Raw genomic sequence first — 16,185 nt, forward strand, 5'->3', positions numbered from 1 at the left:
TTTAATTTATTTGTACAAATTTACTTGCAATTACAGGATTTCCGTTAACCACAATTGTTAAATCTTGATCGCCGTCTACAGTAAATGTTGTTTCGTTATGATTTACAGCTACTTTTAAAATTTGGTTTCTGAAATTAATTTTAAAAGAATAACCTTTCCATTCTTTTGGAATTTTTGGAGAGAAATGCAATTGATTATTTTTTACTCGCATTCCACCAAAACCCTCTACAATACTCATCCAGGTTCCAGCCATTGACGTGATGTGACAGCCTTCTTCAACTTCTTTATTATAATCGTCCAAATCCAGACGAGAAGTTCTTAAATAGAAAGTATAAGCCATATCCATTTTGTCTAAAACAGCAGCCTGGATAGAGTGTACGCAAGGCGAAAGCGAACTTTCATGAACAGTAAATGATTCATAAAATTCGAAATTACGCTGTAATTCTTCTCTTGAAAAATGATCTTCGAAGAAATAGAAACATTGTAAAACGTCGGCTTGCTTAATATAAGGAGAACGTAAAACACGATCCCAAGACCATTTTTGGTTTATTGGACGCTGCGAACGATCTAAATCTTTTACGGGAACTAAATCTTTATCTAAGAAACCGTCTTGTTGCAAATATATTCCTAACTCTTGCGAAGTTGGGAAATACATATCATTGGCCACTTTTTTCCATTCGTGAATTTCATTTGAAGAAAGATTTACTTTTTCTAAAACACGTTTGTGATCTGCAGGATATTCTAACGCAACTTTATTGATTTGATCTGCCGCAAAATCAATACACCATTTTGCAATATAATTGGTGTAGAAATTATTGTTGATGTTGTTTTCGTATTCGTTTGGCCCTGTAACTCCAAGAATTACATATTGGTTTTTCTCTTTTGAAAAAGAAGCTCTTTGGTGCCAGAAACGTGCAATACCAATTAAAACTTCTAAACCTTTTTCTGGAATATAAGAGTAATCGCCGGTGTAACGGTAATAGTTGTAAATCGCAAAAGCAATCGCACCATTTCTGTGGATTTCTTCGTGCGTGATTTCCCATTCGTTGTGGCATTCTTCACCGTTCATAGTAACCATTGGATATAATGCAGCGCCGTTTTTGAAACCTAAATTATCTTTGGCATTTTCAATCGCTTTATCCAATTGATTGAAACGGTAAGTCAATAAATTTCTTGCAACCTGCTGATCTTTTGTTGCCATGTAAAACGGAATACAATAAGCCTCAGTATCCCAATAAGTTGATCCGCCGTATTTTTCTCCGGTAAAACCTTTTGGACCAATGTTTAATCGGCTGTCTTTTCCTGAATACGTTTGATTTAATTGGAAGATGTTGAAACGAATTCCTTGCTGTGCTTTTACATCGCCTTCAATTGTAATATCTGACATTTCCCAGATTTTTTCCCAAGCTTCAACTTGATTTTGAAGTAAAGCATCGTATCCTGAATTTACTGCCGATTTTATTACTTTTTCGGCTGCAGCCAAAGTGTTTTCGTGATTTAAAGAAACAGTATATCCACCAATTTTTTGAATGGATGAGGTTTGTCCTTTTGCAATAATAGTTCCGTAAGTGTACTGAACTTTATCTGTTGTTGAATCGATTGTTGATGGTGAAACATGAATATCTTCACCGTTTGCCAAAATCGTATTGTGCATAAAAGTCGTAACTTTAAAATGCGTTTTAAACGTTTGAGCGGTTACAAAAGCTTCGTTTGTTCCTTTTTTTACTTCAAGCGGTTCCCAGAATTTTTCTTCCCAGTTGGCATCTTCATTGGTTACACCTGCGTCAACATAAGGTTTGTAAACGATTTTTGCATCTTTATTTAAAGGTGTAATATCGTATTTAATGATTCCCGCTTCGTCTAAATCTAAAGAAAGAAAACGACGAACATTTACAGCGATTTCAGTTCCGTTTTTTAGAATTGCTTCAAAAGAACGATTGTACCATCCTTCTTTCATATTCAATTCTCTGCGAAAGTTTCTAACTTCGGTACAAGTGTTTAAATCAAGATTTTCTTCGTTGATTTCAATGTCAATTCCTATCCAGTTTGGAGCGTTAAGTACTTTGGCAAAATATTTTGGATAACCGTTTTTCCACCATCCCACTTTTGTTTTGTCCGGATAATAAATTCCAGCGATATAACTTCCCTGAAAAGTTTCTGCTGAATATGTTTCTTCAAAATTGGCGCGTTGTCCCATAGCACCGTTCCCGATACTAAAAAGACTTTCAGACGATTTTACTCTCTCGGCATCAAATCCTTCTTCTATAATTGACCAATTGTCTGGTTTTATATAATCTTGGTTCATTTGTTTTTAAAGTGTTTTTCGTGATTGATTGATTTATGATTGATTTTACTTTGTGATTAATGATTCGATAAAGTTTTCATCCATTACAGTGAAATCTTTAAAAATGAAATCAGCCTCATGCAAAATTGTTTCCTCACCAATTCCCACACTTACCATTTCTGCAATATTTGCTGCCTGAATTCCGGCAACAGAATCTTCAAATACAATTGAATTTTTTGGATCAATGTTTAATAATTGAGCCGCTTTTAAGAAAACTTCAGGATCTGGTTTTGCATTGGTAACGTCATTTCCGTCCACAATAACATCGAAGTAAGAGATGATCCCTGTTTTTTCTAAAATTGGTCTTGCATTTTTACTGGCAGAGCCTAATGCAATTCCTTGGTTTTTATCTTTTAATAGTTTTAGAATTTTAAAAACTCCAGGAAGAATCTCGTTTTCGTCCATGTCAACTAAATAAGATAAGTAATCTTCGTTTTTTTGAATTAACCATTTGTCTTTGTCTCCCTGAGAAGCTTCAACATTTCCTAATCCAAGTATAATATCCAACGAACGAACCCGGCTCACGCCTTTTAAAAGTTCGTTGTCTTCATGCGTAAAATTTATGTTTAGAGATTGCGCAATTTTTTGCCAGGCTAAAAAGTGGTATTTAGCGGTATCAACGATCACTCCATCAAGATCGAATATGAATGCTTTTTTATTATTCATGAATTTCAATTTTAGTTCTGCTATTTACTCTAAGTGTAAGTAATCCGGCAAATATCATTGATACACCTCCAATTATTAAGGCGTAAATAGGTTCATTATGAAAGAATTGTTTAATTACAAATCCTAAGATTGTAGCGGCTACAATTTGTGGTATTACGACAAAAAAGTTAAAAACTCCCATGTAATAACCCATTTTTGCAGCAGGTAAAGCTCCGGAAAGCATTGCATAAGGCATTGATAAAATACTCGCCCATGCAATACCAACTCCTAACATTGGCAGGATCAGCATTTGTTTATCACCAATAAAATAAATCGAAATTAAACCAATACCTCCAGCACATAAGGCTAATAAATGTGTTGCTCTAATGCCTACTTTTTTTGCAATAACTGGTAATAAGAAAGCTACGGCTGCAGCTACTCCGTTATAAACTGTAAATAAAACAGAAACCCAGTCGGCAGCATCATTGTATACTTTTGAAGTTGTATCGGTTGTATGAAAAAGATGTGTTGTAACAGCTTGAGTTGTATAAATCCACATGGAGAAAAGCGCAAACCAAGAGAAAAACTGAACCCATGCTAATTTTTGCATTGTTTTCGGCATATTCAATAAATCGGTCATGATTATAGTAAAACCATTCTGAACTTTTTTAGTTCGTAATTGAGATGCAATTACAAATAAAATACCCATGAAAATCAATCCGATAAATAAAATATATAACTCTTTTGCAAGGCTGTTTTCGAAAATTAAAAATGAAATTAATCCTCCGATAGCAGCAAATATTAATCCTAAAAACAATTGTTTTTTAATCGTAACACCTGATTCAATTTCAGAATTAGATATATCTTCTGTGTTTTTTTTGCTGTTAGCTTCAAATGCTAAAAGTTCTTCAGGAGTATATTCGGTTGTTTTAAAAACAGTCCATAAAACAGAAAGAAGAAAAATAATTCCACCAATATAGAACGACCATTTTACTGTGTCCGGAATAATTCCTTTAGGAGCAACATTGTTTAAATCAGATAAATTTGCGAAAAGATAAGGTAAAATAGAACCTACAACAGCTCCGGTGCCAATAAAGAAACTCTGCATAACAAAACCCAAAGCTCGTTGCTCGTCCGGTAAATTATCGCCAACAAAAGCACGAAAAGGTTCCATTGAAACATTTATCGAAGCATCCATTATCCATAAAGTTCCTGCCGCAATCCACAAAGTAGGAGAGTTTGGCATAACGAATAATGCGATCGAAGACAAAATAGCTCCAATTAAAAAATAGGGGCGACGTCTGCCTAAACGAGTCCAGGTTCTATCACTGAAATAACCAATAACGGGTTGAATTATCAAGCCTGAAACAGGCGCAGCAATCCACAAAATTGGAATATCATCTATTTTAGCACCAAGGGTTTCAAAAATTCTTGAAGTATTTGCGTTTTGCAGTGCAAAACCAAACTGTATTCCTAAGAAACCGAAACTCATGTTCCAAATTTCCCAGAAACTTAATTTACGCTTTTCCATTATCGTAATTTGTGAAAAATTATACGATAAGCGCTTTGCTTATCAAAACTTACTGTTTTTTCGAAGTAAAAGTAAAAGCTTTGACGGCCGTAAAAGTATAAATTATTTTTAGATATATGCTAACAAAAAAGCCATAAATATTTTTTATGACTTTAGAATGTGTTGATTTTAAGAATTTTAGTCAGTAGATTCTCTTTTTATTAAATGTGTCTCAATGACTTCTGTTGTGTAATTTTCGTTTTCTTCTTCGTCATCATCATGTTCAGCTTCGAGTCTTTCAATAAGCATTTTAGCTGCTTTATTTCCCATTTTTTCTCCACTTTGACTTACGGTTGTGATACTTGGAGTGGAGTATTTTGAGATAATTCCGTCAGTAAAAGCAATTACAGCCAAATCTTCTGGAACTTTAAGTCCCATTTTAGATGCCGTTTTGATAATTGTCACTGCAAAAAGCTCATTTACAGCAAAAACAGCATCGAAAGCTCGATCATGCAAAAGCTGACTGATCGTGATTTCGCATGTATCTACATCTTCAATTTTTATGATTAAATCTTCGTTGAAAGGAATTCCGTTGTCTAAAAGTGCTTTTTCGTAACCGTCTGTTCTTAGTTTTCCAACACTTACATAATCAACAGTTGTTACTAAAGCGATCTTTTTTCTGCCGTTATCAATTAAACTCTGAACGGCTTCATAAGCGGCTGCTTTGTCGTCAATAATCACTTTATCACATAAAATATCGTTGGTCACGCGGTCGAACATTACAACCGGCATTCCCTGATTGATAACTTCGGTAATGTGGTGAAAATCACCTTTAAATTGGGTTTCTTTAGAAAGAGACATGATAAAACCATCGATACTTCCGTTGGCCAACATTTCCATATTCAGGACTTCTTTATCAAAAGAATCATCAGATAAACAAATCACAACGCTGTATCCATTTTCGTTCGCAACCTGCTCAATTCCGTTGATTACGGTAGAGAAAAAATAATGTACAATTTCCGGAATGATAATACCAATACTTTTGGTTTTTCGGTTTTTTAAACTAAGGGCAATATTGTTGGGCTTGTAGTTGTAAAACTTTGCAAAAGCCTGCACTTTTAAGCGCGTTTCTTCTCCAATTTCAAGGCTGTTTCTGAGTGATTTTGAGACAGTTGAAATAGAGACATCAAGTTCCTTTGCAATCTGTTTTAAGGTTATTTTGCGTTTCATGGCGTGAATTGAAAAAAATCTAATTAATAATAAAGGTATCTGAAATTTTTATAATTGACAATTTTTGACTTAAAAGATTACAAAAAATAGAAAGTTTTCAACACTACCACGTTTTCGTAAACCAATTAAAAATGCCTCTCGTCGACCGTGTTAATAAATTCCTAATTTTGAAATTCGAAGTAAAATTAAAAACTTAACTAACAATCACAAACTCAAACTAATTTAAACAAAAAGTATGAAAACAATTTACAAAAAGTTGTTATTTTTATTCCTATTGTTGCCGTTTACAGTGTTAGCTCAAAACACTCTAAATGGAACTGTTGTTGATAAAGCAACAGGTCAGCCAATACCAGGAGTAAATGTCAATGTACAAGGTGCTCCAAGCGGTGCATCAACCGGATTTGATGGTAATTACCAGCTGTCGAATGTAAAAAATGGAAGCAAAATTGTAGTTTCTTTTATCGGCTACAGAACGCAAACGATTGATTACGCCGGACAAAAAACTCTAAATGTTTCTTTAGAAGAAGATACGAACCAACTTAAAGAAGTTGTAGTACAAGTAGGTTACGGTACTGTTAAGAAAAAAGACGCAACAGGTTCTGTATCTCAAATTTCTGCTAAAGAATTTAATAAAGGTATTAACGTAACTCCAGAAAGTTTAATTAGCGGCCGTATTTCGGGTGTTAATGTAACTGGAAGTGGAGCTCCGGGAGCAAAAGCAGATATCAGAATTCGTGGAGGATCTTCTTTAAGTGCTTCAAATGACCCATTGATTATTTTAGATGGTTTGCCTTTAAGTAATGCAGTGCCAAGTGGAGCTACAAGTATTTTATCAACTATTGATCCTAATGATATTGAATCTTTTACAGTATTAAAAGATGCTTCTGCTGCTGCGATCTACGGATCTCGTGCTGCAAATGGTGTAATTGTAATTACTACTAAAAAAGGAACAAAAGGTGGAGTAAAAGTTAATTTTAGTTCACAAGTAGGTGTTAATACTGTTGCAAATAAAGTAGATGTTTTAAGTGCAGATCAATTTCGTGCTGTTGTTAATGCAAATGGGACACCACAACAAAAAGCAATATTAGGAACAGCAAATACAGATTGGCAAGATGAAATCTTTAATACAGCACTTACAACAAACAATAATATCTCTGTAAGTGGTGCTTTATTTGATAAATTACCAGTTCGTTTATCTGTTGGAAATGTTGATAATCCTGGAATCCTAAGAAACACTTCTTTTGAAAGGACTACGACATCGATATCGTTAAATCCTGTTTTGTTTGATAATCACTTAAAAATTGATATTAGTGGAAATCTAGCATTCGCTAAAAATCAATTTCAAGACGAAGGTGGTGTTATTGGAAGTGCTCTTGCTTTTGATCCTACACAATCTGTTTATCAGGCTGGTTCTCGTTATGGAGGATATTTTGAATGGTTGGAAGCAAATGGGAATGTGCCTTTATTGCCAGCCAGAAATCCTGTAGCAAGATTAAATCAAGAAGATAAAAGAGCTACTTCAACAAGAAAATGGGGAAATATTAGGTTAGACTATAAATTCCATTTCTTCGAAGATTTAAGAATCATTGCTGAAGCAGGTATTGATAAGTTTAATAGTAATGGATATAATGAGCAAAGTACACAAAGTATTTTAGGATACCAGCCAAATGCTTTCAGTAATGGAAACTGGGTGAATTTAGGAAACTACAATTCATATACAGATGACCTTCAAAATAAAAACTTAAATACTTACTTTAATTATACTAAGGATTTAGGAAAATTTAAAATTGATGCTACTGCTGGATATAACTATCAGTTATTTCAAAAAGAAAAATATGAGTCTGGAGAAGTTAGACAACCAACTCCAAAAGAAGATGTTACCACAGATGCAGATGTTAACTTACAATCGTATTTCGGACGTTTGACTTTGAATTATGACAGTCGTTATTTATTGACATTAAACTACAGAAGAGACGGAACCTCTCGTTTTTCTGAAGATAACAGATGGGGTAACTTTGGAGGAGCAGCTTTTGCATGGAATGTTGCTGAAGAAGCATTCTTAAAAGATAATTCAACTCTTTCTAGTTTAAAATTAAGAGTAGGATATGGTACTACTGGACAACAAGACATTTCATCTGCATATGACTTTTTACCAAGAGTAACTTTAGGAACTATCAATTCTCAATATATTTTCGGAAACACAGTTTATGCGACAGCAAGACCAGAAGGATATAATAAAAATATCAAATGGGAAGAGTTAGCGGAAACAAACGTAGGTATCGATTTTGGATTTTTTAATGATAGAATTACAGGTACAGTAAACTACTTTGATAAGAAATCAAGTGATTTATTAGCAGATGTTTTAGTTCCTGATGGGGCAAATTTAAGAAACCAAGGATTTAGTAATATTGGTAGTCTTGAAACGAAAGGTGTTGAATTTAGTATTGCTTCTGATATCGTTAAAAATGATAACCTGACTTGGAATGTTGCTTTTAATACAACTTACATTCACCAGGAAATATCAGATTTAGGAACTACAGTACCTGGATTTACAGGATATATTATTGGAGATAATATTGCTGGAGGTTCTGGTAATAAAATTTTGATAAACTCAGTTGGGTATGCTCCAAATTCATTTTTTGTTTACGAACAATTATACGATGCTAACAAAAAACCTATTGAAGGAGCTTATGCTGATAGAAATGGGGATGGAAAAATTGATGATGGAGATCGTTATAAATATCATAAGCCAGCACCAGATTATACTTTTGGATTGTTCTCTACTTTAAATTACAAAAAGTTTGATTTTGCAATGAACTGGAGAGCAAGTTTAGGAAACTATATCTATGATAACGTAAGTTCAGATAAAGGATATTTATTAGCTGGATTGAGAAGACAAACAGACTTAGGAAACATTAGTTCTGATTATAACAATACAGGATTTGTAACTAACAACAATTACTTATCAAACTATTTTGTAAAAGATGCTTCTTTTATAAAATTAGATAATGTTACTCTTGGATATACTTTTGATAAAACTTTATTAAAAGCTGCTTCTTTAAGATTTACTGCTGGAGTTCAGAATGTTTTTGTACTTACAAAATACGATGGTTTAGATCCAGAGAAATTTAATGGAATCGATAACAATGTTTATCCAAGAGCTCGAACTTTTATATTTGGCGTAAATGCTAATTTCTAAAAGTAACTGATAAATAAAATTTAAAAAATAAACAAAATGAAAATATCATTTAAATATATATCTTATTTCTTCCTATTTATTTTAGGATTAAATATGACGCTTATTTCGTGTACTGACGATTTAAACGTGACGCCAAAAGATGATGATGAATTTCTTTCTGAGACTTTTTACAAAGACCCAGCTTCATACAAACAGGTATTAGCAAAATTATATGCGGGATTGTATGTAGGAGGAAATGACGGAGATGGTTCACCAGATATTTCAGGTATTGGAGGAGATTTTAGCAGTTACTTACGTTTGCTTTTTGTAACGCAAGAGTTCCCTACTGATGAAGCAATTATTGCATGGGCTGATGGTAATTTACCTTCTTTAAATACACAAGGATGGTCACCGAATAATGAATTTTTGTACGGGACATTCTCAAGAGCATTTTATGAAATTAGTGTTGCAAATGAATTTTTGAGACAAACTACAGATGAGAAGTTAAGTGCAAGAGGTGTTGATGGTAATCTAAAAGCTGAAGTTGCTAAATTCAGAGCTGAGGCTCGTTTCTTGAGAGCTTTTTCATATTATAATTTAATGGATTTGTTCGGAAATGTGCCAATTACTACTGAAAATGATCCAGTTGGATTTTTCTATCCAGAACAAAGATCAAGAGCTGAAGTTTTTGCATTTATAGAATCAGAATTAAAAGATTTAGATAATAGCTTAGTTGCTTCTAAATCAAATGAATATGGAAGAGTAGATAAAACAGCAGCTAAATTTTTATTGGCGCAAATTTATTTAAATTCAAAAGTATATACGGGAACTGATAGAAATAATGAAGCAGCTACTGTATGTAAAGATATTATTGATAACTCAGGATATTCTTTTGCTAATATCCCATACAAAAATTTATTTTCTGCAGATAATAATAGAAATGGTGCTCAAAGTGAATTTATTTTTCCAGTTGTAAGTGATGGAAATGCTATTAGAGCTACAGGTGGTGGAATGAGTTTCATTCTTCATGCTTCTATCGGTGGAAGTATGGATGCAGCTGCTCAAGGAATGAATGGTGGTTGGGCAGGAATTAGAGTGCGTAAAGAGTTTGTTTCTCTTTTTCCAGATGCTACTGCAACAGGAGATAAAAGAGGTACTTTTTATACGAATGGTCAAAATTTAGACATTGCGAGAGTTGATATTTTTACAGATGGTTATGCATCTACTAAATACACTAACGTAAACTCTGATGGGACTGCAGCACAAAGAAATGATATTCCTGATACTGATTTTCCTATGTATAGATTATCTGATGTGTATTTAATGTATGCTGAAGCTACAGTTAGAGGTGCAGCAGCAGGAAACATTGCAACGTCAGTAGGATATATTAATCAAATTAGAACTAGAGCGGGTGCAGGAACAATTGCAGCTTCAGATTTGACACTTGATTTTATCTTAAATGAAAGAGCAAGAGAGTTATTTTGGGAATGTCACAGAAGAACCGATTTGATTCGTTTTGGAAAATTTACAGGAGGATCTAAAATCTGGCAATGGAAAGGTGGAACTCAAGGAGGATCAGCTACAGATTCATTTAGAGATTTGATGCCTATTCCAACAAAAACAATTCAGGCAAACCCAACTTTAAAACAAAATCCAGGATACTAACTAACCTTATAAAAAATAATAAAAATGAAAAATATATATAAAATTTTAATCGCATTCGTTGGTGTGCTAGCGGTATCATGTAATGCTGACGATGTAGAAGACAGACCAGTAATCGAGGCAGCAACTGCTCCAGTATTATTAACTCCAAAATCAGATTTTAGTATTGTTCTTCAAAATGCAAATGCTACAAATGAAGCGACAACTTTTGTTTGGGATGATGCAAAATATGAGGGAACTCAGACGATTGTGACTTATAGCTTAGAAATGGCAAAAGCAGGAACTAGTTTTGCAAGTCCTGTGGTAGTAGCAACAACAACTGATAAATTTAAAAGTTTTACAGTTGCAGATTTAAATTCAGCTTGTTTGAATGCTGGGTTTGCTCCTTTTGTAGCTTCACAAATAGATGTTCGTATTAAATCATCTGTAGGATCTGGTACTTCTTTAAGCCAAGTTTCTAATTTTTATACAATCACAGTAACACCTTATCCAGCTTGGCCAAATTGGGGTATTATTGGTTCTGCAACTCCAGGAGGTTGGGATGCTGATACTAATTTAGATTATGATTTATCTACTAAAAAATATTCTTATGTTGGACCATTAGTAGTAGGTGAAATTAAATTTAGATTAGATGACGCATGGACAACTAATTATGGAGATGATGGTAATGATTTAACTTTAGATGCTGGAGGAGCTAACATTCCTATTCCAGTAGCAGGAAATTACACTATCGTTATCGATTTTACAGCTAAAACGTATACTATCACAAAAAATTAGTATTTCGATAAACAAAAGGGCTATCTCCAGATAGCCCTTTTTTAATAATTAATTTAACCGAATTATTATGAAAAAAACTTTACTCTTATTTTTCTTTTTATTGTCTGTGTTTTCTTTTGCACAGCAACAAACGGTTACCTATTCTGTTAGCCCTGCAGCTTTTGAAGAAACTACTTCTATAACTATTACAGTTAATGGAAACAGTATTAATGAGGCTACATGGGGAGTTGCAGATCATTCTCTTTATATGTGGGCATGGGCTTTTGATACCAATGACACCACACAAAAAGGTACTCCTGATAATGGTTCTTGGGAAGCTTCTAGCGATGCCAGCAAGTTTACTTATAATGCAGGTACAGATACTTATACAAAAACAATTGTTCCAACTACATATTACAGCACTACCGGAATTGGAAAAATTGGTTTTTTAATTAAAGCTAAAAACGGAACAGGCGATAAAAAGTCTCAGGATATTTTAGTTGAGGTAGGATCTTTTCAGGTAAATCTAACTGCGCCAGTTGAAAATAGTGCAACAATTATTGCTTCTGGTTCTAACTTTACAATTACAGCGACAAATACAAACGGAAACGCAAGCTATTCTTTAAAAGCAAACGGAACTGTTATCAATACAAATACAAGTACAGCAAGTTATTCGTATTCTCACACTAATATTACAGGCAATCAAAGCTATGAATTAAGTGCAACTCAAGGAGCCGTTACGATTGTAAAAAAGTTCTCTGTTATAGTAAATCCCAGCACAGTTTCAGCAGCGATGCCGGCAGGATTGGTTGACGGGATTAATTATAATAGTGCAGATGCTACAAAAGCAACTTTGGTTTTAGATGCACCTTTAAAAGATTTTGTTTACGTAGCAGGAAGTTTCAATAACTGGCAGCCAACTTCGGCGTATGCCATGAAAAAAGATCCAACTTCTGGTAAATTTTGGCTGGAACTAACTGGCTTGGTTTCAGGGGTAAATAATACATACCAATATTGGGTTGTTGATGCTACACCGCTAGCGAATTCACCTGCAATGGTAAAAACTGCCGATCCGTATTCGACTTTGGTTTTATCTCCTTATGATGATCCGGGAATTCCTGCAGCTTCTTACCCAAATATTCCTGCGTATCCAGCAGGACAGCAATTTGAAGTTACAGTTCTTAAAACAGGGCAAACTCCTTATAACTGGCAAGTAACGAACTTTACAAAACCGGCAAAAGAAAAATTGGTTGTTTATGAAGTTTTGGTTCGTGATTTTGATGCTGCTAAAAATTATCAAAGTTTAATAGATAGGATAGATTATTTTAAAAATCTTAAAATAAATGCGATCGAATTAATGCCCGTAATGGAATTTGAAGGCAATGAAAGCTGGGGTTATAATACTTCATTTCACATGGCTTTGGATAAATTTTACGGATCATCTGATAAACTAAAAGAGTTAATCGATTTATTTCACCAAAACGGAATTGCAGTTATTCTTGACGTTGCGTTAAATCACGCTTTTGGAAGAAATCCAATGGTGAGAATGTGGATGAACGATCCTGATGGAGATGGTTTTGGATCTCCAACGGCTGAAAATCCTTATTTTAATATGGTTGCGAAGCATACGTATAGTGTTGGAGAAGATTTTAATCATCAATCACTTAAAACACAGTATTATGTTAATCGTGTTATCAAGCAATGGATTGAAGAATATAAAATTGACGGTTTCCGTTGGGATTTAACAAAAGGATTTACACAGGCTTGTACAGCTTCAGATGAATCTTGTACCAATGGTTATCAGCAGGATAGAGTTGATATTCTAAAGAAATATGCAGATTATTCATGGAGTTTAGATCCAACACATTATACCATTTTTGAGCATCTAGGAACTGATACTGAAGAGCAGCAATGGGCAAATTATAGAATTACCGAAACGCCAAGTAAAGGTATTATGATGTGGGGAAAAATGACAGATCAATACAATGAATTGTCAATGGGATACACAAGTAATATTACAAGAATGTCAAGTGCAAGTCGTGGTTTTACAGCAAACCGTTTAATGGGTTATGCAGAAAGTCATGATGAAGAAAGACTGATGTATAAAAATATACAATACGGAGCTTCCAATGGTTCGTACAATGTAAAAACATTAAATACCGCTTTGTCAAGAATGTCTGCAATTGGAGCGGTTTCATTACTAGTTCCGGGACCAAAAATGATTTGGCATTTTGGAGAATTAGGATGGGAGAAATCTATTTACACTTGTAATGATGGAACTGTAAACGATGCTTCAGGAACAATAGCTGGAGACTGTAAATTAGATACAAAACCACAGCCACAATGGGTAAACAATTGGTTAGGAGATTCAAATCGTAATAAAATCTATAACGATTGGGCAAAAATGATTACACTTAAAACTGTAGAGCCGGTATTTTTAGGAACTTCTACAATAACAAATGCTAATTCATCAACAGTAAACATCAAAATTACAAATGCAAGTTTAGCTTCAACACAATTAAAAGATGTTGTGATTTTAGCCAATTTTGGTACTTCTGCACAAAATGTTGCAACAGGTTTTCCATATACAGGAACTTGGTACAATTTAATGGATAATACAACAATAAATGTTACAGATGCAAATGCTGCAATAAATTTACCAGCAGGAGAATACCGAATTTATGGTAATAAAACAGCAAATCTTGCTATTGAAGATTTTGAAAAAGGAAATTCAGTGAGTTTATATCCAAATCCGGTTTCAAATTATTTTACCTTAAATACTGCTTTTACAAAAGTTCAGGTTTATTCAATTTCCGGACAATTAGTAAAAAGTTTTGCTTCAAATGGCAATGCTGATTTTCAATTTGGCGTAAGCGAATTACAAACAGGATTGTATGTTGTAAAAGCTTCAGATGAAAATAATAAGGTTCAGGTAATGAAGTTTATCAAAAAATAAACGCTGAAAATATATCTCTAACAGATTAAAAATTTGGTTTGGTTAGTAATGAGAAAGGGCTGTTCTATTGAAAAATAGACAGCCCTTTTCTGGTTTAGTTGTTTATTGTTTTTCGTTTATTTCTTTTTATCGTTGTATTCTCCAATAACGGCAAAATAACCAAAAGTCCCTAAGCCCAAAACAATAAGAGGCGTTAGAATAAAAAGAATAATGATTCCAAAAACTAAATCATCTTGCTGGTCTGATAATAATTTAGGTAAGCCAAATTCAAACACGCAAAAATAAGCGGCTGCAACTGCCAAAATAACCCATAAAACGCCTAAAGTTTGTTTGATTTTGTCCATGTTCATAAAATGTTAAAGATGATTAATTTTGTTTTTGTTGTCTATGTAAATCATTCCAATCACAAAGCAGATTGAAGCTATAATAATAGGATACCAAAGTCCGTCAAGATAAAAATCACTTTTTCCGGCTGCTTTTGCATGTGTTACAAAATAAGTGGAAATTGCCGGCAGTAAACCTCCAAAAATTCCATTCCCTACATGATAAGGAAGTGACATTGAAGTATACCTGATTTTAGTTGGAAACATCTCAACCAAAAAAGCAGCAATTGGCCCATAAACCATTGTAACAAATATAACCTGAATGAAAACTAAAAAAATTAACGTCCATTCATCGCCAGAATTGATATTAATAATAACACTACTTTGAGATTTCTTCTTATTAGCAAAATCTGTCTTCTTTTCAATATACGTAGTTCCGTCAGTATAGGTTTTTGAAACTGTGGTAATTACATCATTATTTTTTACTGTTTCAGTACTTTGTGTTGTTTTTTCTACGATTTCGGTTTTATAATTAACATCAGTCGTGTTGTACATCATCTTATATATAGGTCTGTAAAACAAAATAGCAAGAAGCATCCCAGACATCATAATATATTTTCGGCCCACTTTATCACTCAGCCATCCAAAAACAATAAAAAACGGAGTACCTAATAATAATGCAATTCCCAGTAAACTATCAACTTGAGAAGATTCTACATTCATAACCGTTTTCATAAAACTCATGGCATAGAACTGCCCGGTGTACCAAACAACACCTTGTCCCATTGTGGCTCCAAATAAAGCCAGCAAAACAAATTTTAGATTATATCTATTACCGAAACTTTCCTTTAACGGATTTGTACTTGTAGTTCCTTCTTTTTTCGCTTTTGCAAAAACTGGCGATTCATCCATGTTTTTTCGAATCAAATAAGAAACGCCAACCATAACAATAGAAACCCAAAAAGGAACACGCCATCCCCAGGAATCAAAAGCCTCGCTTGAAAGTATATTTTTAGTAGCCAGAATTACCATTAAAGAAATAAACAACCCAACGGTTGCTGTGGTTTGAATCCACGAAGTCCAATATCCTTTTTGACCAACCGGAGCATGCTCTGCAACATATGTAGCCGCACCGCCATATTCTCCGCCAAGAGCTAAACCTTGCAATAAACGTAAAATCAAAACTAATAAAGGCGCAAGAAAACCAATCGTTTCATAACTCGGAATACATCCTATTAAAAAAGTAGAGCCTCCCATTAATAATAAAGTAGCCATGAAAGTATATTTTCTACCGATAATATCGCCTAATCTTCCAAAGAACAAAGCTCCAAAAGGTCTAACAACAAATCCGGCAGCAAAAGTGGCTAAAGTCGATAAAAACGCAGCGGTGGGATTATCACTCGGGAAAAATTTTGTAGAAATTACAACGGCCAAACTTCCAAAAATATAGAAATCATACCATTCAATCATTGTTCCCATAGAAGAGGCGGAAATTACTTTCCAAATGCCTTTAGTAGAAGTTTTACCCATAAAAAACGCTCTGTGTTTTTAATAATAAATGAAAATGTAAAATACGATTTA

10 protein-coding genes are annotated in these 16,185 nt (G+C 33.8%); 4 read left to right on the forward strand and 6 right to left on the reverse strand.

Annotated features, from left to right (window positions below):
- Position 1 precedes the first annotated feature (1 nt).
- From B3C18_RS21350 to B3C18_RS21365, 4 genes are all read right to left on the reverse strand, one after another.
- On the reverse strand, positions 2 to 2,305 hold the full coding sequence (locus B3C18_RS21350) for a glycoside hydrolase family 65 protein (protein WP_291151537.1): 2,304 nt from the start codon (positions 2,303 to 2,305) through the stop codon (positions 2 to 4).
- Between the two features lie 45 nt (positions 2,306 to 2,350).
- On the reverse strand, positions 2,351 to 3,010 hold the full coding sequence (gene pgmB / locus B3C18_RS21355) for a beta-phosphoglucomutase (RefSeq protein ID WP_291151540.1): 660 nt from the start codon (positions 3,008 to 3,010) through the stop codon (positions 2,351 to 2,353).
- Positions 3,003 to 4,520, reverse strand: coding sequence for an MFS transporter (locus B3C18_RS21360; RefSeq protein WP_291151543.1), 1,518 nt, complete (start codon positions 4,518 to 4,520; stop codon positions 3,003 to 3,005). The genes pgmB and B3C18_RS21360 overlap by 8 nt, the downstream gene beginning before the upstream one ends.
- Positions 4,521 to 4,697: 177 nt before the next feature.
- Positions 4,698 to 5,729, reverse strand: a complete 1,032-nt coding sequence (locus tag B3C18_RS21365) for a LacI family DNA-binding transcriptional regulator (RefSeq protein WP_053469995.1) — start codon at positions 5,727 to 5,729, stop codon at positions 4,698 to 4,700.
- 235 nt (positions 5,730 to 5,964) lie between these two features.
- Here B3C18_RS21365 and B3C18_RS21370 point away from each other — a divergent pair, with 235 nt between their 5' ends.
- From B3C18_RS21370 to B3C18_RS21385, 4 genes are all read left to right on the forward strand, one after another.
- Entirely contained in the window at positions 5,965 to 8,928 is a 2,964-nt protein-coding gene (locus B3C18_RS21370) for a SusC/RagA family TonB-linked outer membrane protein (protein ID WP_291151548.1), read from the forward strand.
- A 36-nt stretch (positions 8,929 to 8,964) separates the two neighbouring features.
- The gene (locus B3C18_RS21375; RefSeq protein WP_291151551.1) at positions 8,965 to 10,572 is read left to right on the forward strand and encodes a RagB/SusD family nutrient uptake outer membrane protein; all 1,608 of its coding nucleotides are present in this window, start codon (positions 8,965 to 8,967) and stop codon (positions 10,570 to 10,572) included.
- Between the two features lie 24 nt (positions 10,573 to 10,596).
- Positions 10,597 to 11,346: a SusE domain-containing protein gene (locus B3C18_RS21380; RefSeq protein WP_291151554.1), complete on the forward strand. Its 750-nt coding sequence runs from the start codon at positions 10,597 to 10,599 to the stop codon at positions 11,344 to 11,346.
- A 67-nt stretch (positions 11,347 to 11,413) separates the two neighbouring features.
- Positions 11,414 to 14,281, forward strand: a complete 2,868-nt coding sequence (locus B3C18_RS21385) for an alpha-amylase family glycosyl hydrolase (RefSeq protein WP_291151557.1) — start codon at positions 11,414 to 11,416, stop codon at positions 14,279 to 14,281.
- Between the two features lie 116 nt (positions 14,282 to 14,397).
- On the opposite strand, the gene B3C18_RS21390 is transcribed toward B3C18_RS21385, so the two are convergent.
- Together B3C18_RS21390 and B3C18_RS21395 are read right to left on the reverse strand one after the other, a co-directional pair.
- Positions 14,398 to 14,625: a DUF6814 family protein gene (locus B3C18_RS21390; protein WP_053470000.1), complete on the reverse strand. Its 228-nt coding sequence runs from the start codon at positions 14,623 to 14,625 to the stop codon at positions 14,398 to 14,400.
- Positions 14,626 to 14,637: 12 nt separating this feature from the next.
- Positions 14,638 to 16,134 (reverse strand): MFS transporter, encoded by a 1,497-nt coding sequence (locus B3C18_RS21395; protein WP_291151561.1) that lies wholly within the window; start codon positions 16,132 to 16,134, stop codon positions 14,638 to 14,640.
- Positions 16,135 to 16,185: the final 51 nt, after the last annotated feature.

Source organism: Flavobacterium sp. UBA7680 (assembly GCF_002482975.1).
In the GTDB taxonomy this organism is placed as follows: Bacteria; Bacteroidota; Bacteroidia; order Flavobacteriales; family Flavobacteriaceae; genus Flavobacterium.